Source organism: Gluconobacter sp. OJB, from assembly GCF_039638275.1.
GTDB classification, from domain to species: domain Bacteria; phylum Pseudomonadota; class Alphaproteobacteria; order Acetobacterales; family Acetobacteraceae; genus Gluconobacter; species Gluconobacter cerevisiae.
The window spans coordinates 2,476,461-2,493,740 of sequence record NZ_JBDIWH010000001.1; the positions used below are offsets into that span (position 1 = coordinate 2,476,461).

Here is a 17,280-nt window from a genome sequence, read left to right on the forward strand (position 1 = left end):
GGATTAATTCGATCCGACATTTACAATGCGGTTGCCACGTTGTTGTGCTAGAGAAACGAGCGCATCGCGGGCCTTGGTGGCATGCGTCATATCACGGTAAACCGAGCATGCATGGTCATTATTGCGGATCGTTAGATTGTAGCGGCTATTAACGATTGTTATGAAACGACTATTGGCGTTCCATAGGGCCATATGGTTGAGTTCAGATGTAGGAAGCGGGTCAGAAGCAAAAAGACGCTTCGAGCCGCCATCGATGACGGTGCACCACAAGACCATTTTTCTGGAAGAAAGGTCTGCAGTTTCGTCCTGTGCTGCAGCCGGCATGATGACGGTAGCGGCAATCAACATTACCAGTAGGCGGGAATTTGTCAGCATTTGATAAATTCCTCTCGCATGATGTCTAGCAACTGTCGGGCGGCGATCGTCCAACGGTATTTCTGAACCTGTTCATAGCCTGCACAGCGGAGATCATTGGCGCGGTCTGGGTGGTCGAGCAATTCGATGACACGTGCTGTCAGATCGGAGGGGTCCCGACCGAACAGGGCGGCCTGACCGCACACTTCGCGCAATACGGGAATATCACGGGCTACGACTGGGCAACCGGCTTCCATCGCTTCTACGGGGGGGAGGCCGAAACCTTCATAGATGGATGGAAAGACAAAACAGGCAGCTTCACTATAGAGCGCGTGTAGCTCCGCATCCGTGACCCTGCCGACATAGGTTGCATGCTGCAGGTCAGGAGTGCCGGCGCTGAAAACCCGTCCGTTCATTCCGCCGCTAATGACGAGTTTGATCCCTCGCTGACTCAACGTTGCCGCCAGATGATCGAGGGCTGCAAAATCCTTGTGGGGCGCTTTGTTACCAACGGCAAGAACGTATTTTCTGTTCTCCAGGCCATTGGTTTTCAAAACCGATCTGTCGGCCGCAATGTGCGTGGCGTGATCCGCGCCTTCAGTAATAACGCTGATGCGAGAAGGGTCGATTTTCAAATGGCGTGCGATGTCGTTTCTGGAAAACTCTGATACTGTAACGATACGCGTTCTGCCCAACGCCAACAGGCGATGTAAAATCTTATAATATGCGCGGAACTGACGTGAGTAAGATTGCGGCGTTGAAAAGACACCGGCGTCATGAATAACAACCAGTTGCCGACTATGCCGCGATGACAGGTGAAGAGGGGCCGTGTTACCCAGATTAACGAGCAATCCGGGTGCAGCAGCCTTTGGAAGATCAATCTGCTCCCAGATCTGTCCCTGAAATCGACCACAGGAGCGTGCAGGAAAACCAAGGTCCACAGAAATTGAAGCTGCTGGGTTTGTCTTGGGTGTTAGAAGCTCAGGGCGTGATAGGTCCGCAGGCCAGATTTCCGACAGGGCACGCGTAATTTCCGTTGCGAAACGTTGGACGCCACTAAGCGACTGGACCGAGAAGCGTCCGTTAAGAAAAATTTTGCTCATTGTAGAAATGGTCATTACGAAGAAGATACAAGTTTGCGATAGTGGGAATATTCTCCCATACGGAGGCTTTCTTCAGGTCGCAGGTTTTCGATATCAACGAATGTAAGGACCGCGCCCAGACAATTTGCATGGTGTGTCCGTAATATTCTCTGTGTCTCGATCACCGAACTTGCAGATGTTTGATGCCATTTGACAGCGATGATGACGCCTTCGGCAAAAGACGCCAAAACGCCCGCCTCGGGAAAGCTCAGAATGGGTGGCGTGTCGATAATGATCTGATCGTATTCACCGCGGTGTTTCTCCAGAAATTCTCCCAAGGCCCCGAAATTCAGTACGCCGCGTTCTCCTGTTTGGCTGGCGACAAAAATGTCCAGCCCCGGGAGCGCGTCGTGAACGAAACCATCTTCGTGCGCTCTGAGGTCCAAAGCCAGCAGGACGCTAGGACGGTGAGCGTCACAGTCGATCAGAAGAGCCCGCTTGCCGAGTGCTCCGATGCTTGCAGCCAGTGAAATGGCGAGCGTGGTTTTCCCTTCACCGCTTTCTGCAGAGGTGATGACCGTGATTTTTGTACGGATTGAGGGATTGCCGAATGTTAGGATGGCTCGCATGGAATTGAGCATCCGACCATAGAGAGAGTCTCCGGATGTAAGTTGTTCCCGTAGAGAGCCTCTGAAACGTGGGAGCGCGCCCAGTCCAAGTAGGCGTGTTTGTTGCTCCAGTTCTGCAAGCGTTCGAAGACTGCTGCGAGAGCGGTCACGTAGCAGAGCTGCGCCAACGCCCAAACCTGCTGAAATCAACAGTAGAAGTATACCGTACTGTTTTTTAGGAGGACCAGCTGGCCCTAAGGGCTGGCTTGCTGGTGTTATGAGGCGGGCTTCCGCTTGCTGTATGGTTGTTTCTGCTGAAATCTGACCAAGACGTGAGAGATAGTCCCGATACAGAGTCTGGGCTGCCGTCGCTTCTCCGACGAGCTGCCGAAGTCGGATGTCTGCATGCTCTTCTTCTGTCACATTTAGCTGAAGAGCGTTTGTGCGCTCTTTGAGGGCATTTACGCGCTGCTGTGCTGTCTCGGCTTCGTAGCGCAGATTTTGTAAAAGCTTCTGGCTCTCAATGGAAATCTGAGCATCTATGCGAGCAGCTTGGGCACGTGCCGCGATCAGCTCTGGATTCTGGTCGAGGGCCGTGGCAGCCAAGGTCGAAATGCGAGCATTGACCTGAGCCTGCTGAAGCCTGAGATTTTGAATGAGCGGAGAAGTCGTAATCGCAGTAATTGTTCCAATGCTGCCGCTAGACGTCGCTTCATGATAAATCGCCTGCTTACTCGCTAAATCTGCTTCTGCGTCACCAAGCTCATGATTCATCTGCGTCAGATGGAGATCATTGGGCGTAGAAGGCAGCGTAATACGGCCGGCACGCCCAGAGTCTCCTCCTGAATCGTCTCCGAGCAAATGTAGATTATGTTCCTGTCTGTAGCGTGAGACTTCTTGTTCCGCTTGAATTGATCTCTCTCGCAAAGGAGCAATCTGTTCTTCCAGAAGAACACTTGCGTTCCGTGCGGCCTGAATTTTGGCTTGTTGTTCAAAATCAAGATAAGCTTTGACGTAACCATTAGCGATAGCTGGCGCTAATTCGGGTCCTGCAGATCGTGTTGTAATTCCAATGATCGCCGAGCGACCATCATTGGCGATGTGCACTTTCCCCATAAGTATGCTCGAGGCGATTTCGTCGCGCTGTTTTGGGGTGAGAGAAACAGAAGGCTTCTCCAGCCCGAACCGCTTTTTAAGCTGCGATAGAAACGAAGGGTTAAAGGCCTTGGCATATTCAGGCGTGTCAGCGAGGTGCAATCGCTGTGTCACCATCAGAGCAATAGTCGGGCTTTTGAGAATGCCGAGCTGGGTATTGAGCGCCACCAGATCTAGAGCACGATCAGCATAGGGACTGAGTTCTGATGGAGAAATCATACCGCGGGCGCCGATCGCGATTTCAGCGACAGATTCGTAATAAGGTTTGAGAGTTGCAATGGCAGCGGCTCCCATCAGGAACGTGCCGCCTGTCACGCAGCACATCAGAAGCCTATGTTGGCGCAGAATGGATGAAATTCGTCCGAAACCTGCGAACTCCTGTTCGGGAGCAGGCCCTATGTCCATCTGAGGATAGTGTTGTTGGGGCATTGCACTGGAAATCTGGCTCATAAGTAATGTTTCCTGCTCACCGCGCGCCGCGTCTCAGAAAAACGGCTGGAAGGGTTTTCGCAAGAATTGCGATATCGTGCCAGAGAGTCCAGTTTCGTACATACCACCGATCGAGTTGGACACGCTCTGCGTAACCGGTATTACTTCTACCGCTGACCTGCCACAATCCTGTAATTCCTGGCCGAATAGCTTTGTAATAGTCGAAGTTTTCGCCGTAGTGACGCACTTCAGCCTGAACAATCGGACGCGGTCCTACCAAACTCATATCACCACGCAACACATTCAGAAGTTGGGGCAATTCATCAAGGCTTGTCTTTCGGATGAAATGACCCACATGGGTAATTCTGGGATCATTACGCAGTTTTTGGGTTTCCTGCCATTCGGTCGCGGCCAGAGGATTGGTTTCCAATAAATGCTTCAGTATTGCGTCGGAATTTTTTGCCATTGAGCGAAACTTCAGGCACTTAAACTCACGGCCGTTCTGTCCAATACGCCGATGACCATAAATTGGCTGACCACCGTCAAGAGAAATGAGGACATACAATATTACATAGACTGGCAACGCAAGAATAAGAAGGAGGAGGGCTGCCAGAAAATCGAATGTGAATTTAAGTCTGCGCTGGAAGGGATTTTCCAGATTGCTTTTATAAGACAGGATAATGGTGTCATGACTGAAGTAAGACGACTGCGTAAGACCATGTGTAGGCATCCCTGAAATTTGCGGGATTAACGCAAAAGGAACGCGTCTACGCGTCAGCCATTCGATCATGTCGCGCGAGTGTGGCGCGGTTGGGTCAAGGCAGAGAATAAACTGAAGCCTCGAAGAAGCGTTTGCATTCTCAGAAGCCAGAAGGGAATTCATTGCCACTTCGGGGCTCAAAGCACCAATGACTTCGTAGCTGGACAGCGTCTCGCTGGCCAGAACATGACGAACCTGCGTTGTTTCCTCGGCATCACCGATCAGAACGGTAGGGATTTGCCACAACCGAAGCGCATGCAGAACGCGTCGGCAACATTGTCTAAGGAACTCTCCAAAAAAAGGAAAGATGATCCAAGGCAGAAGAAGCGCCATTCGCAGACTGGGAATTTGAAAAGCGAATGCCCAAAATCCGGTTGCCAGAAGGGCGCAGAAAGCAGCCGTAAGCAGACGCCCAAATTCGCTCCAAAACGGAAATCGTATACGATATTCACCGCTGGCAAACATATACAGCAAAACGCCGATGCAGATCGGCATTAATGATCTCATCGTATATGAGGCGTTGACGCCGACATCCAGAAATGGCGGATATCCAGACGACATGTTGTGCATGATTGCCGCGACCCAGCTGCCGAGCCGCAAAGAAACAAACATGGCGATTATGTCGCTTACAAGAAAAATCAGGAGAATTCTTGACGAGCGATCGGATGTTAACCGAGAGCGAGTAGAGTTGGATGTATTTGCCGAACTTCCATCCGGAGAAATCGCGAGAGCGTCTTGCGGGAAGGGAGAATGGAACAGGCTCATCGGCTCTCTACATTAAAGAAGCTACCGAATAGGATAGCGGTGTTACCTCCCCCTCAATAGCCCTTAACAAAACAGGCATTAAAGAACAATCAAGTGGAAGCAAGAATATTAATCTATGGGAAATCTAGGTTATTACTGGCATAAAATCACATATGGGTCTACGGCATTAATAGTTAATAAATCGTCATAGCATATATATTTTATATAATTTCCTATTGGCTCAACAGGAGCATTTCTGGGCGGTTTTTTTTCTGTTAGATGGTGTTTTATGTTCGTGTGTCGTGAGAAGGTCGGTTTGCGTCTGCTATTTGCGCTTGAAGTAGGGATTGCATCGCAGCTTTCCTTGTTTCTGAGCGGGGTCGCCCATGCGCAGGTTGTGACGCAGAACCTCTCTGCTCTGGGGAGCGCTGAAGACAGTCTCTCTGTCGATGCGTTTCAATCGGACACAGATCGCCGATATGGATCACAAGGTTTGCGATATGGACCTTGGGCGATTAACGGGGAAGTATCTGAAGGGGGCGGGTATACCAACAACGCCGACCAGATGATGGGCGGGGTGCCAAGTGCGGTCAGCGTAACCAATGCGGACGTTGAAGGATTATTGACCCAAAGTCGAAGGCTTCTCAATCTTGGCGCCAAGGTCAGCGAACAGTATTATCCTGAGCGGAAACTGCAGAATCAAACCAACTGGACGGCGTTTCTGCGTGGATATGAACAGCTTGGCCGTCATCGTATCTCATACCGCTTGAGTCATGAGAAGATGACTCAGATGCCGTCTGATCTGGGGGCTTTTGCCGTCAATCAGCCTATCCCGTATTTTGTGGAAGATCTGAGTCTGGACGATAGGATTGAGACGCACGGCAGGCTCTCGGTTATCCCAAATTTTGATATGAAACGTTTTCTTTTCACGGATCTCGGAGGCGATAATATTTATCTGAAGCAGTCTTATCGTAACCGATTGCTGTTTTCCGAAGGTCTTGGGCTGCGTTACAGCCTCGCGGAGGGCAGCGATCTATTAATGATAGCTCAAGGTGTTGAGATCCGGTATTCTAATAACCGGTTTCATCTTCCCTCGCGGGACTCTAACGGATTTTCGGCCCTGCTGGGCTATGATTATGAAATGCCAGGTCCTTTTAGCATTCGTGTGTTGGGGGGGTATCAGAATCGATCTTATAATGTTTCAGCCTATAAAACTCTCAATACGTTTTATGCGGAGCTTCGTGGAACATGGACGCCCACTCGCCTAACGCGAGTTTCTTTGACAGTATCGCGTGGAATTGCTGACAGTGCGTTTGAAAGCGTAATCGGTTTCATTTATACTACTGCCGCTATTGATATCCGTCAGGTCTATTCTCGTAATATCGTGCTGCATGCCGGGTTTCAGCTTCAACAGGGTGGAGCCGGGCAAACGCCAGCTATTTTCCAGAACACCCCGCTGGATCAGACAATGACATCACAGTTGAGCGCCAATTTTACTGTTGGCGTTAATTGGGCGCTGAACCAGCATTTTTCTCTTGAGGCATCTAACGTCTATCGAAATGCTAATGCTGTAGGAAGCAGCCGATACAGTATCGACATGGCTATGATAAGCGTGAAATATCAATTATGATAAAGTTCTCATCATGACAAAAAAATCTTGGATGCCGTTGTTGCAGAGCCTGCGAAAATATATCCTTTTCCCTGTATCGGGCATTGCTCTGGCTGCCTGTAGTCCAGGTGCCGGTCTCTCTCCGGTGCCTGTATACGATCCAGTGCAATATCATCTCGGGACTGATGATGAGGTGCGCCTGATAACATACGGTCAGGACCAGTTAACCTCTGATTTTCGAATCGATAGTGCAGGTAACATTGATGTCCCGTTGCTTGGCAATGTTCATGCGTCCGGTCTGACGACGGAGCAGCTTGGGCAGCAGGTTACGGCGGCTCTGCGTCAGAAAGCCATTCTACGGGATGCAAAGATCGCGGTTCAGGTTACGGCTTATCGTTTGATTTCGATAATTGGCGAAGTCGAACATCCGGGACAATATGCATATCAGCCGGGTATGACGATGCTTTCAGCCGTTGCTGCCGCTGGGGGTTTTACATACCGTTCTTGGGAAAAATACGCGTACACAATCCGTCAGGAGGGAGGCTACACGGTCGCCGGACTGCTTTATCCCCAGAATTTCGTCAAGCCGGGGGATGTCATCAAGGTCTATGAACGGCATTTCTGATGCCGAAGATCTGATTCTCTAGTCGGAGTGTTGCTATCCAGTGGCAATGCTCAGGAAAAGAGCCAGTAGCCGCCAGCAATCCAGAAGAATGTTCCCAGAAACGCTGCAAGGCCAATTCCGCTACCCGCGATTGGCGATTTATCTTCTGCCGAAGCGGGTTTCGTTGAATGAATGCAGGCACCTGCCATGGACTGGCGTTCGATGGCAGCAGAATGAGAAAAAAGAGACATGAAATCCATCCGAGTTGCGATCGTACATGAATGGCTTGAAAATTGGGCCGGCTCTGAGCTTGTCATCGAGCAATTAATTAAGTGTTACCCGGATGCGAAAATCTTTGCCGTTGTGGATTTTTTATCTCCGAAAGATCGAGCACGACTCGGCGGCCGCGAAATTCAGACCTCATTCATTCAGAAACTACCCTTTGCGCGTAAACTTTTCAGACATTATCTCGGTTTGATGCCTCTCGCCGTAGAGCAATGGGACCTGGCTGGATTCGATATCGTCATCTCCAGTCATCATGCAGTAGCAAAGGGAGTTATTACAGGCCCTGATCAGCTCCATGTGTCCTATGTTCATTCACCAATGCGTTATGCATGGGACTTTCAGAATACCTATCTCCGTCAGAGCGGGCTGCATCGTGGACTACGCGGTCTCTATATTCGCTGGCTTTTCCACCGTTTGAGGAACTGGGATGTCCGTGCGGCAGCTGGGGTGGACGCGTTTATCGCCAACTCTCATTATATTGCCCGTCGCATCCGGAAAACATGGCGTCGTGACGCTGCGGTCATTCCTCCTCCCGTCAATCTGGAGCGTTTTTCGGTTTCTCAGGAGAAGAAAGACTATTACGTCGTGGTTTCGCGACTGGTGCCTTACAAGCGGATTGATCTAGTGGTGGAAGCCTTCAGAAGCATGCCTGAAAGAAAACTGATCGTCATTGGCGGAGGAACAGATCTGGAGCTTGTTCGTGAAAAGGCCGGAAATGCTCCCAATATCGCGATCAAAGGGCATGTTTCTGATTCCGAGCTTCAGTCGACGTTAGAGGGAGCCAGAGCCTTCGTCTATGCGGGTGAAGAAGATTTCGGTATTTCTCTGGTCGAGGCACAGGCGGCTGGAACGCCAGTCATTGCCTATGGTCGCGGGGGAGCATGTGATATCGTTCAGCCAGGCGTGACGGGTCTTCTTTTTGACACCCAGAGTGCGGAAAGCATTGTCGCGGCTGTTCAAAAATTCGAAGAGCATGAACAGGATATGGCGCCCGAACTGTGTCATCAGAATGCACTCCGTTTTTCAGAAGATTTGTTCCGTTCGCGCTTTACGGCATTTGTCGAGCAGCAATGGCGGGAGTTCATGCCTTCCCGGTCGAACGACAAGGTCTGACATGCCTCTGACCGCGATGGGGCTGATTTTCTGGCCCCTCAGCTTCATTTTCTTTTTTAAGAAAAATCCGCAGTGTTTGCTGGAGTTGACCCTCGTCGGAGGTATCTTTCAGGCTGCGGCAGTCTTGGTGATGGGAGGACTTGGTCTACAGCCTGTTATGGCTCCTGGTATGTTGTTTATTGCATTTATGAGTCTTCAGTTGGTGCTGGGAGTTAAGTTCTTGGCAGTCGGACCGATCTTAAGGTTCTGCATGCCGCTTTTTCTATCGTTTTTCTGGGCGCTACTTGGTTCTATTTTACTGCCCCGGTTGTTCGAAGGGGTAGTTCTGGTCTGGCCACAAAAACTTGACGATGTAGCGGCTCGAGTGCCGCTCTCGCCCACACGCGGAAACATGACCCAGGATTGTTACCTGATTCTCAATCTTATCATGTTTGTCATGACTGTTTTTTTTCTAACCCGTCGTGAGTCAGACCCGCGACGGCTTTATAACGCCTATCTGGTTGGAGCTGCTCTGGCGTGTGTGGTCGGTTTTTGGGAGATGGCGCATCGTTTGGTAGGAAGTATTCCATTTCCAAAAGAATTTTTCTATTCCAATCCCGGTTGGGCAGTGCTGGATGAGCAGATGAGCGGCCCGGTACCGCGCATTAATGCCACTTTCTCCGAACCCTCGGCCTGTGCGACCTTTCTTATAGGGACGCTTTATTCAACAGTATGGTCTACCCTGAGAGGATATGGAAACTGGGCAACACGATTGATGATTTTTCTTAGCACTGTGTGTTTGTTGATGACGACGTCAACCACAGGTTATATTGCTATGCTGATCGGGCTGGGTCTGTTGCTCATTTATGCCGTGTTGAGTCGTGAGAGGCGACTGTTTCGGCGCCTGATGATGTTCATTGCAGGTGGAATACTGTGTATGGGTGTAACCACGCTGGCTCTGACAGCTTTTGCTCCCGATGTCATTAAGGCGGCAGCAGAAGTCATGCTGGAAACGCAGGACAAAAAACAGTCAGCCTCTTATGAAGAACGCACCCAGAAGGATGCTGACTCTTACCAGCTCGCGTTTGACACCTATGGTCTTGGTACCGGTTGGGGAAGCGACCGGTCCTCCAGTCTTCTTCCCGGGTTCTTGGCGACGATAGGTATTGTGGGTGTTCTGCTTCTCGTTATTTGGAATGGAAGCCTGTTTCTGAAAATATATCGCACCCTCAAGGCTGCGGCGAGCGAGCGATCATTTGATGCCTGGATCATTGAGGCGACATTCACGGCGTTGCTCGGACGAACCGTAGCAACGCTTATTTCAGGGCCAGTTCTGGGCACGATGGATTTTTATGTGTTGCTGGCCATGCTGGTATCGGCGTTGATTCGCCTTCAGACCAAAACGGGAAAGCGGGTGCGTGCCTGACGGCCTCGTAAGTGTCATCGGATTTTTCAGTGACTTCGGAGACGAAAATATCCTGTGGCCAGTGATGGCTCTGAGTAGCTTTCTGCTGATCGTGCAGGGACGGCGGAAAATATTTTTTCAGTGGCTGGCTCTGGTAATCTTGGTGTTTGGTGCAATGCTGGTCCTCAAATTACGGTTTGAGGCATGCGGCCGAATTCCGGGCCAGAATCTTTACAGTCCAAGTGGGCATACAGCAGGTACGACGTTCGTTTATGGCAGCATGCTTGTGCTGTTTGGTCGATTGCCGATGACGGGTTTTGTGGTGGCTCTGGGGATTGCACTGCTCGCTGGCGCTGCACGTGTTTGGCTGCATGTACATTCCATTGTCGAGGTTTGTGTTGGTGCTGCAGTAGGGCTGCTGGGCGTTTTGTTGCTTGTGCTCGCACGATATCGGGAAATGCAGACGTCCTTACAAAAAAAACAGCCCGAATGGTCAGTGGTAATGTTCTTTGCAGCAGTTCTGATCGTTGCATTGTCATTGCACGGTTTACGTTCTCCAGCAGAAGTATGGCTCGAATATTTTTCACATCGGTTTGTTGCACCATTCAGGCACTGTCCTGTAACACTTCAAGTCGCCTAACCCTGTTTTTGTTCAAATCTGGAAAAGTACCATGAGTAAACTCGGCTTCCCGTTATTTCTCAGGCCCGAGGCAAAGCTGCAAAGCGCGAAGAGACTGCTGGAGAGCGGAAAGGTCAGGCAGGGACTCAGGCAGTTGCATACTTTGGCGACGTCAGGAAATGCGGAGGCCCAGTTCGCTCTGGGAGAGCTTTATCTGGCGGACAAAGACGTGCCCATAAATCCCGGGGAAGCTCTGCGCTGGTTCCAGAAGGCCGCAGACCACGGCCACGCACAAGCGTGCTATAAACTGGCACAGTTGTGTTACATGGGGCTGGGGCCCACGTCCGCAAGTCGTACGACAGTTTTTGAAAGAATTCCCGAACAGGATGAGCCTGATTATGAAGGCGCATTGCACTGGACGGCCAAGGCCGTTGACCGTGGAGATGCGGACGGCATGGCAATGATGGCTCATCTCCTGATGCAGGGGCCTGACAGCCTGCGCGATCCGGAAAAAGGACGGAAACTTTACCGCAGGGCCGCCGAGGCAGGTAGCGTGCAAGGTCTTTATGGTTATGGTCTCGATTTGCTCGGAACTGCGCAAAACGCTACGGAGCGCGAGCATGGATTAGTCTATATTCGCAAGGCCGCGCAGGGAGGTCTTGCGGATGCTGAACTGACCCTTGGGACTGTTCTGGAATATGAAGGCGGAAAAGACACTCAGGCCTTCGATCATTTCATGAAAGCTGCCGAAAAAGGTCGACCCGGGGCGCAGATGAAGGTTGGGATCGCCTATTATCAGGGACGGGGCGTGGAGCGCGATGTTTCCAAAGCCGAGACATGGTTACGCAAGGCCGCGCAGGGTGGAGAAATTGAAGCGATCGCACTGGTTGGGGATATCAACCTTCAGGGGGATGGGGTGACGCCCAATTTTCCGGAAGCTCATTCCTGGTATCGCCGGGCTGTACAGTCCGGGCATGCAGGGTCTGCGCTAACGCTGGCTCAGTTACTTTATAATGGGATGGGATGTGCTGCTGATCCTGCGGAAGCACGGAAGCTTCTGGATTTTGCAGCATCGCGCGGAAACGCTGCTGCGAAAGAACTCCTGCAACGTCTCCGGTAAGTCAGAACGACAGTGATAGAGGTCTGTCTGTCGGGTGCGCCTGCGCTAAATCGCGGCGCGGTTTTTTCCTAGTTTCGACATGCATATTCCGACGACCTTGGCTTCTACGGACCCAGGTTTTTTGCTGTTCAATGCCCAGAGTGCGAGCAGTGCGAAGACATAGGCCATGAGCCCGGTGGTGCCGAGGATGAAAAATTTTACAATGCCTGGCCATGAAGATGGCAGGAGATACCATTTGATGCTTTCTATGCTGAGCCATGAGACGATGCCGGCCAGGCAGGTTCGCCAGTTTTGAAAAATGACCGCGCTATAAGAGACTTTGATCAGCGTCTTGGTGGTCGAGAGATAGATAAGCATCATGATGAACGCGACACAGATACGCCCCCAGCACGCACCAAGCGCTCCAGAAGGAGACGATCATATTGCCAGTTGATGGCACTGACGATCTGACCGCCACTGCTCCAACCGAGAAAATTTCTGAAATCGCTCCATCGCGACAGCGTAAAATGCGGTTTGTATGGAGAGATCACATAAGAAACGATCATTCCAAAAGCAGTACTCGTAATCGTCGCTGCAGCAACGGCCCAGTAAGAGCGCGTTGTGACAGCCACAAAGACAGCAACGATCAGAGCGCCGAATTTTCCAAGAAAATCGATGATACATTCGCGCGAAAAATCAAGACGTTTTGCATAAAGCGCCAAACCTGGGCTCTGCATTCCGCGCAGCGCAGGTGCCAGACTAAGCGCCATGAGCAGCGGGAAGAGTCGGGCATCATGGTATAAAATGGAAAACGGTAAGGAAATGAGGAAGACAAGGACACAAATAGTGGAGCCGCGTAGGAAACTAAGCGTAAATGCCGTGTCGAGATGGTCTTTGTCTATGGTCTCCAGAACAACCAGCGCCTGGGACAACGGGAGTTCGAAAATGGCTTCTGTCAGATAAATGACGGACATGGCCAGGGATACCACACCAAAATCAGCTGGCAGCAGAAGATGTGTCAGAACAACAAGCGACACAAAATCCAGGAAACGGCCCAGTAGCTTGGCACCGACAAGAAAAGCCGCTCCACGGGCCGCTTTTGCGCCGACATTGGTAAATGCTTCCTGCTCCGGGATCGGGGCATTTTCCGGTTCGAGGCTATTAGTCACGAAAGTACGCCAACCCTTCAACGCAGCCACCCCGGCTAAGGGTGGCACCAGTCCAGAACATGTTCAGGTTTCAAGATTATTTCTTTCAGGCCGTTTGTTCCATGCCCTGAAATATAAAATTCTTATTGCCCGTCTTCATTTGGGGCAAATCTGCCTGAGCCTTTCATCTGCGCTGTTTGATGACTTCGCGATACACATCCATCGTCTGGTCGCAGACACGGCTGATATCGAAAAATTCTATGTGGCGGAGCGAGGCTGCTTTCTGTTGAGCCAGAAGGTCTGGATTATCTAGGAGTGATAACACCGCTTGGGCAAGAGCTGGTGCGTCTTGCGGGGGTACAAGCAGGCCGGCATTCCCGACGCTGCAGACTTCTGGCACACCGTCTACATCGGTTGCTACGATGGCGCAGCCTGCTTCACGTGCTTCGCAGATGACCAATCCAAAAGGTTCACGCAGGGACGGCAGAACAAAAATATCCGATGCGTTCAGCCATGATCCCGTATCTGGCAAAGCCCCACGGAACAGGATGTTGGCGCCTCCCTCCAGAGCCGCAGCCTGCTTTTCGTACTGCTCTCTGTAGGGGCCGTCTCCCAGAATGTTCAAAGTTGTTTCAGGATGACTGCGCCATATCATCTCAAAAGCGTCCAGCAGGGTGGAAATCCCCTTGCGCGGGTGGAGGCCGCCCACTGAAATCAGGTTGGGTCGTGGAAGATCAAGATTTTGATCTGGCCATTCCTTACGGCGTACAGCATTGCGCGTGCCATTCAGTACAGTTCTCACACGGGATCTGGGAACGTGACGGCGGATCATTTCTTCCGATACAGCGCGACTGACCCCAATGACGCGGTCTCCCAATCCCATGAGGATGGCATGCCAGTCAAAAGAGTTATGAACCGTCGTTACAAGCGGAATTCCAAAGAGACACGTCCAGGGTTTGGCGAGCACTGCACCGGTCATCATGTGGGCATGAATCACATCCGGTCGGAATTCACGGATGACTTTCCATATAGAAAAGAACGTCTTGATTCCCTTCCGAACTGTCATTGCTTCCTGTGGCACATCGATCAGAACAACTCCATTTTTCTTCAGGAGAGGCTCGAAGTACCCGCCAGAACTACCGAATGCGACGGTATGTCCCTTGGCGGTTTGCTCGCAGGCAATGTCAACAGCGGCATGCACGTTGCCATTGGCAAAACGGCAGTGATTGGAAAGATGAAGAATGCGCATCGGATTTCTAGTAATTGATAATATTCCATTTGTTTACCACGTATTTCCTAATCGTTAATGAAATATAAATTAATAACTAAACATAGAATAGAATTAATCATATTTTAACGAAAGAACGAGGCACCAAAGATCATTTGGTCTTTTTCTTGGAGGATTCTTTGAGTTGGCCGGTGTGAGAAAGAGCCACCTTTAAGCGAATCTGTGCTCGATCTCCGTTCAGCTAAAGACCAGAGATAATAAAAAATGCTTTAACGTCTTATTAATGAGAAAAAATTCTCCCTGTGTGCGAATAGGCGCATATTATTCGATCTAAAAATGCACGGATAAACAATTCGGTGCGTATAGGTTGATTTATAATACGTCGGGATTGCTCCCGATTATGCAGGATAATTGTGACATGGCTTCGACTTATTGGACTGGTGGCACTAGCGGCGACTTTTATAACGTCAAGAACTGGTCGACCGGTGCGTCTCCGACGACATATCATGACGTTACCATTTCTGGAACGAGCTCCACCGCCACGGTTGAAGCCGTAGCTTGCGCACCGAGTGCGACGGCTGTTCCTAGCCTGACAATCGGTGGGTACGGCACGCTCGACATCACGGCATCTTCCTGCCAGTCCAGCGAAAGCTCTCCTGTCTTCTCGACCAGCGCTTTCCAGGTTTTTCAGTACGGCTCCATCGTCATCGACACGCCTTCGGCAGTTCAGCTCGGCGACATTAATGTCATGAGCGGTACCCTCACCATTGAAAACAATCGTAGCAATGTTTTTATGGGAGCTGGTTCGCGCCTGAATGGCGACGGTACTGTGAATCTGATTAATTCCACGTTTGGCAGCCAGACGGCTAGCATCAACGTCGAAAATTCGATGCACATTACGCTCTCTGGAAACAGCTCGATGTACACGGGCTTCCTGACAACGGGCGTGTCTGTTTCCTTCGACTCCAAGTCGAGCGAACAGTTTTTCCTCAATGGTTCGGACAAAGCGGTCGACACCAAATTCTCGGGTGTTTCTGATAAGACCCAGTTCGGTATTACGGCGAATACCGGTGAAACGCCGCTTTCCGCGTCGTATACCAAGAACGCCGATGGTAGCTACAGCCTTGTTGTACAGGAAAGCGATAATCACACACTTACCCTGAACAGCGTCACGATGGCTTCCGGTTACACGCCGGGTAAGCTCGCGATTACGCAGGATAAGAGCGGTAATTATCTTATTTCTGACACATCCGCGAACAGTGGTAACTCTGGCGACCATTGTGGTGGTCACGGTGGCCATTGGGGTGACCACGACGGCCACTGCGGCTGGAACGGCCACGATGGTCACTCGGGTTGGAATGGTCACGACGGTCATTCGGGCTGGAACGGCCACGATGGTCACTCAGGCTGGAATGGCCACTCGGGTTGGAACGGTCATAACGGCTCCAGCACGGGTTGTGGCGATCATGGCACCAGCTGGGGCTGGGGTTGGGGATCTGGTGGGTGTGATTACTCGTCTTCCATGCAGCAGATCATTTCTTCTTGGAACAGCGCCTTCTCGTCCTGCAAGGGCTGGCAGCCGAGCAACTGTGGTGGCAGCAACTGGCATGGTGGAAACTCCGCTCAGGCCGGTAGTGCTTGGAACTGCTCTTCCAACTGGGGTCAGCAGAGCGGTTCACATGGCTGCTTCTCCTCATCGGGACAGTCTTCGTCGCATTCCCAGACACCTGTGATCCACAACCCGTCACCCTGGGGCTGCTAATCGCTTCGGCGATCAGTAGATTCAGGAATTGAGAAGAAGCACCCGGCAATGGGTGCTTCTTTTTTGTTTCCAGTATTAATGTTGGAAACAAAATCGTTTCAGGAAAAACAAACAGAATGTCTGACAGGACGCACGAGACCGCCCGTTTGAATAGACCTTCTGGGGATCATATCCCGTCCCTGCAATCATTGCGGGGTATTGCATCCTTAACCGTATTGATGCGGCATTATGTTCGTTGCTTTCCGGGAGGCGAAACCTTCTGGCTTGCGTACCAAAATATCTTTTTCAATTCACAAGCTGCCGTTGTCGTATTTTTTGTTCTGAGCGGCTTTGTATTGTCTCCTTCTTTTTTCAATAAACCCACAAGTGTGAGTGAGCTTGCCGGATTTTACGTGCGGCGTTTTTTTCGCATTGTGCCGCTGCTTGCAGTCGTAACGGCTTTTTCGTTCTTCTATGTGAAATCGGCTTTTTCGACATGGAAAGTGCCATTTGCCAACTCTTGGTTCGAAGGGTTGCTGGCGCACGACGTGCCACTGTCGGCCTCGATTCTGGCCAGATGCTTCGTTGGTATGAACAGTGCTCTCGTTCCCCAGAACTGGACAATCGCCTGTGAATTGCTGGTGGCATTAATATTGCCATTTCTTGTCAAAGCCTGCACCGGACGTCTCTGGCTTGCCGCATTAACATTCGTCATTGCAGCAGTATTGTCGTTTCTTGCGGCCGATGGTGGTGGGAAAAGTCTTCCTGTCCTTTATGCAGTCGATTTTGTTATTGGGATTCTGACCTTCAGGATTTTACAGTCTTATACCAAACGGTATTCCGACCTCTTTTTTTACGCTGCGGTCATCGGGCTTGTGTGTACCTGGAAGATGGTGGAAGTAGTGACAGGTCAGGTTGATCTGCCATTCAACGATCCACTCCGCAGTCTTGTCGAAGCCATTTTTGCCGCCTTCATCATTTATGGTCTGGCGACGAAGAACCATATGGCCCGACTTCTTTCAGCACGCTGGCTGGTGTGGCTTGGAGATATTTCCTTTGGAATATATCTCGTTCATTTTCTGGTTATTGTCGTTGTTGCGCGGCTGATGGCGCATTTTCTAGTTCCGTATTCGCTTCCGACACAGATGCTCCTGATGCTGGTTCCGGTTCTCGCCATATCTTTGGGGGCGTCTTATTTTTCCTATCGTTTCATTGAAATTCCTTTCAATGATCTTGGGAAAAGCCTTCAGCGCCACGTTAGGGCTGCTCTTGCTCGGGGATGAATAACGAAAATCAGGCGCATTCTCTTCCCGTCTGA

16 protein-coding genes are annotated in these 17,280 nt (G+C 50.8%); 8 read left to right on the forward strand and 8 right to left on the reverse strand.

Annotated features, from left to right (window positions below; genetic code table 11):
* Window positions 1–3 precede the first annotated feature (3 nt).
* Genes ABDK74_RS11490 through wbaP form a run of 4 tightly spaced genes read right to left on the reverse strand, consistent with a single transcriptional unit; the run spans window position 4 to window position 5,153 of the window.
* Window positions 4–375 carry a hypothetical protein gene (locus ABDK74_RS11490; RefSeq protein ID WP_346003894.1) on the reverse strand — a complete coding sequence of 124 codons (372 nt, stop codon included), beginning with the start codon at window positions 373–375 and terminating at the stop codon, window positions 4–6.
* Window positions 369–1,457: a glycosyltransferase family 1 protein gene (locus tag ABDK74_RS11495; protein ID WP_346003895.1), complete on the reverse strand. Its 1,089-nt coding sequence runs from the start codon at window positions 1,455–1,457 to the stop codon at window positions 369–371. Before ABDK74_RS11495 ends, ABDK74_RS11490 begins: the two co-directional genes overlap by 7 nt.
* A 14-nt stretch (window positions 1,458–1,471) precedes the next feature.
* Window positions 1,472–3,649 (reverse strand): polysaccharide biosynthesis tyrosine autokinase, encoded by a 2,178-nt coding sequence (locus ABDK74_RS11500; RefSeq protein WP_346003896.1) that lies wholly within the window; start codon window positions 3,647–3,649, stop codon window positions 1,472–1,474.
* A 16-nt stretch (window positions 3,650–3,665) separates the two neighbouring features.
* Window positions 3,666–5,153, reverse strand: coding sequence for an undecaprenyl-phosphate galactose phosphotransferase WbaP (gene wbaP / locus ABDK74_RS11505; protein WP_346003897.1), 1,488 nt, complete (start codon window positions 5,151–5,153; stop codon window positions 3,666–3,668).
* A gap of 295 nt (window positions 5,154–5,448) precedes the next feature.
* Between wbaP and ABDK74_RS11510 the strand changes: the two genes are divergently transcribed.
* Together ABDK74_RS11510 and ABDK74_RS11515 are read left to right on the forward strand one after the other, a co-directional pair.
* Window positions 5,449–6,762, forward strand: a complete 1,314-nt coding sequence (locus tag ABDK74_RS11510; RefSeq protein WP_346003898.1) for an outer membrane beta-barrel protein — start codon at window positions 5,449–5,451, stop codon at window positions 6,760–6,762.
* Window positions 6,763–6,793: 31 nt separating this feature from the next.
* Entirely contained in the window at window positions 6,794–7,366 is a 573-nt protein-coding gene (locus tag ABDK74_RS11515) for a polysaccharide biosynthesis/export family protein (RefSeq protein WP_194255396.1), read from the forward strand.
* A 50-nt stretch (window positions 7,367–7,416) separates the two neighbouring features.
* Here the strand turns inward: ABDK74_RS11515 and ABDK74_RS11520 are convergent, their stop codons facing one another.
* Window positions 7,417–7,596: a hypothetical protein gene (locus tag ABDK74_RS11520; RefSeq protein WP_194255281.1), complete on the reverse strand. Its 180-nt coding sequence runs from the start codon at window positions 7,594–7,596 to the stop codon at window positions 7,417–7,419.
* On the opposite strand from ABDK74_RS11520, the gene ABDK74_RS11525 reads away from it, so the two are divergent.
* From ABDK74_RS11525 to ABDK74_RS11540, 4 genes are read left to right on the forward strand one after another with little or no spacing between them, the layout of a single operon-like run.
* Window positions 7,595–8,743, forward strand: coding sequence for a glycosyltransferase (locus ABDK74_RS11525; RefSeq protein ID WP_346003899.1), 1,149 nt, complete (start codon window positions 7,595–7,597; stop codon window positions 8,741–8,743). The two genes, ABDK74_RS11520 and ABDK74_RS11525, sit on opposite strands and share 2 nt — an antisense overlap.
* Before the next feature lies 1 nt (window position 8,744).
* A complete protein-coding gene (locus ABDK74_RS11530) occupies window positions 8,745–10,148 on the forward strand; it encodes a hypothetical protein (RefSeq protein WP_346003900.1) in 1,404 nt (467 codons plus the stop codon).
* Complete coding sequence (locus ABDK74_RS11535; RefSeq protein ID WP_346003901.1) at window positions 10,141–10,767, forward strand: phosphatase PAP2 family protein; 627 nt, start codon at window positions 10,141–10,143, stop codon at window positions 10,765–10,767. The genes ABDK74_RS11530 and ABDK74_RS11535 overlap by 8 nt, the downstream gene beginning before the upstream one ends.
* Before the next feature lie 31 nt (window positions 10,768–10,798).
* Window positions 10,799–11,866: a tetratricopeptide repeat protein gene (locus ABDK74_RS11540; protein WP_346003902.1), complete on the forward strand. Its 1,068-nt coding sequence runs from the start codon at window positions 10,799–10,801 to the stop codon at window positions 11,864–11,866.
* 45 nt (window positions 11,867–11,911) lie between these two features.
* On the opposite strand, the gene ABDK74_RS11545 is transcribed toward ABDK74_RS11540, so the two are convergent.
* The 3 genes from ABDK74_RS11545 to ABDK74_RS11555 form a co-directional block, all read right to left on the reverse strand.
* Complete coding sequence (locus tag ABDK74_RS11545) at window positions 11,912–12,226, reverse strand: hypothetical protein (protein ID WP_346003903.1); 315 nt, start codon at window positions 12,224–12,226, stop codon at window positions 11,912–11,914.
* Window positions 12,223–13,062 (reverse strand): oligosaccharide flippase family protein, encoded by an 840-nt coding sequence (locus ABDK74_RS11550; protein WP_346003904.1) that lies wholly within the window; start codon window positions 13,060–13,062, stop codon window positions 12,223–12,225. The genes ABDK74_RS11545 and ABDK74_RS11550 overlap by 4 nt, the downstream gene beginning before the upstream one ends.
* Before the next feature lie 115 nt (window positions 13,063–13,177).
* Window positions 13,178–14,242: a glycosyltransferase family 4 protein gene (locus ABDK74_RS11555; RefSeq protein WP_346003905.1), complete on the reverse strand. Its 1,065-nt coding sequence runs from the start codon at window positions 14,240–14,242 to the stop codon at window positions 13,178–13,180.
* Window positions 14,243–14,639: 397 nt separating this feature from the next.
* Between ABDK74_RS11555 and ABDK74_RS11560 the strand changes: the two genes are divergently transcribed.
* Both ABDK74_RS11560 and ABDK74_RS11565 read left to right on the forward strand, forming a co-directional pair.
* A complete protein-coding gene (locus ABDK74_RS11560) occupies window positions 14,640–15,983 on the forward strand; it encodes a hypothetical protein (protein WP_346003906.1) in 1,344 nt (447 codons plus the stop codon).
* Between the two features lie 116 nt (window positions 15,984–16,099).
* Window positions 16,100–17,245, forward strand: coding sequence for an acyltransferase (locus ABDK74_RS11565; RefSeq protein ID WP_346003907.1), 1,146 nt, complete (start codon window positions 16,100–16,102; stop codon window positions 17,243–17,245).
* The last annotated feature ends 35 nt before the right edge of the window (window positions 17,246–17,280 follow it).

Excerpts from the sequence above, each read along its gene's own strand:
- ABDK74_RS11565 (WP_346003907.1), top strand. The coding sequence starts at position 16,100 with ATGTCTGACAGGACGCACGAGACCGCCCGTTTGAATAGACCTTCTGGG.
- wbaP (WP_346003897.1), bottom strand. The coding sequence starts at position 5,153 with ATGAGCCTGTTCCATTCTCCCTTCCCGCAAGACGCTCTCGCGATTTCT.
- ABDK74_RS11525 (WP_346003899.1), top strand. The coding sequence starts at position 7,595 with ATGAAATCCATCCGAGTTGCGATCGTACATGAATGGCTTGAAAATTGG.
- ABDK74_RS11545 (WP_346003903.1), bottom strand. The coding sequence starts at position 12,226 with ATGATGCTTATCTATCTCTCGACCACCAAGACGCTGATCAAAGTCTCT.
- ABDK74_RS11560 (WP_346003906.1), top strand. The coding sequence starts at position 14,640 with ATGGCTTCGACTTATTGGACTGGTGGCACTAGCGGCGACTTTTATAAC.
- ABDK74_RS11500 (WP_346003896.1), bottom strand. The coding sequence starts at position 3,649 with ATGAGCCAGATTTCCAGTGCAATGCCCCAACAACACTATCCTCAGATG.
- ABDK74_RS11540 (WP_346003902.1), top strand. The coding sequence starts at position 10,799 with ATGAGTAAACTCGGCTTCCCGTTATTTCTCAGGCCCGAGGCAAAGCTG.
- ABDK74_RS11515 (WP_194255396.1), top strand. The coding sequence starts at position 6,794 with ATGCCGTTGTTGCAGAGCCTGCGAAAATATATCCTTTTCCCTGTATCG.
- ABDK74_RS11495 (WP_346003895.1), bottom strand. The coding sequence starts at position 1,457 with ATGAGCAAAATTTTTCTTAACGGACGCTTCTCGGTCCAGTCGCTTAGT.
- ABDK74_RS11520 (WP_194255281.1), bottom strand. The coding sequence starts at position 7,596 with ATGTCTCTTTTTTCTCATTCTGCTGCCATCGAACGCCAGTCCATGGCA.
- ABDK74_RS11530 (WP_346003900.1), top strand. The coding sequence starts at position 8,745 with ATGCCTCTGACCGCGATGGGGCTGATTTTCTGGCCCCTCAGCTTCATT.
- ABDK74_RS11490 (WP_346003894.1), bottom strand. The coding sequence starts at position 375 with ATGCTGACAAATTCCCGCCTACTGGTAATGTTGATTGCCGCTACCGTC.
- ABDK74_RS11555 (WP_346003905.1), bottom strand. The coding sequence starts at position 14,242 with ATGCGCATTCTTCATCTTTCCAATCACTGCCGTTTTGCCAATGGCAAC.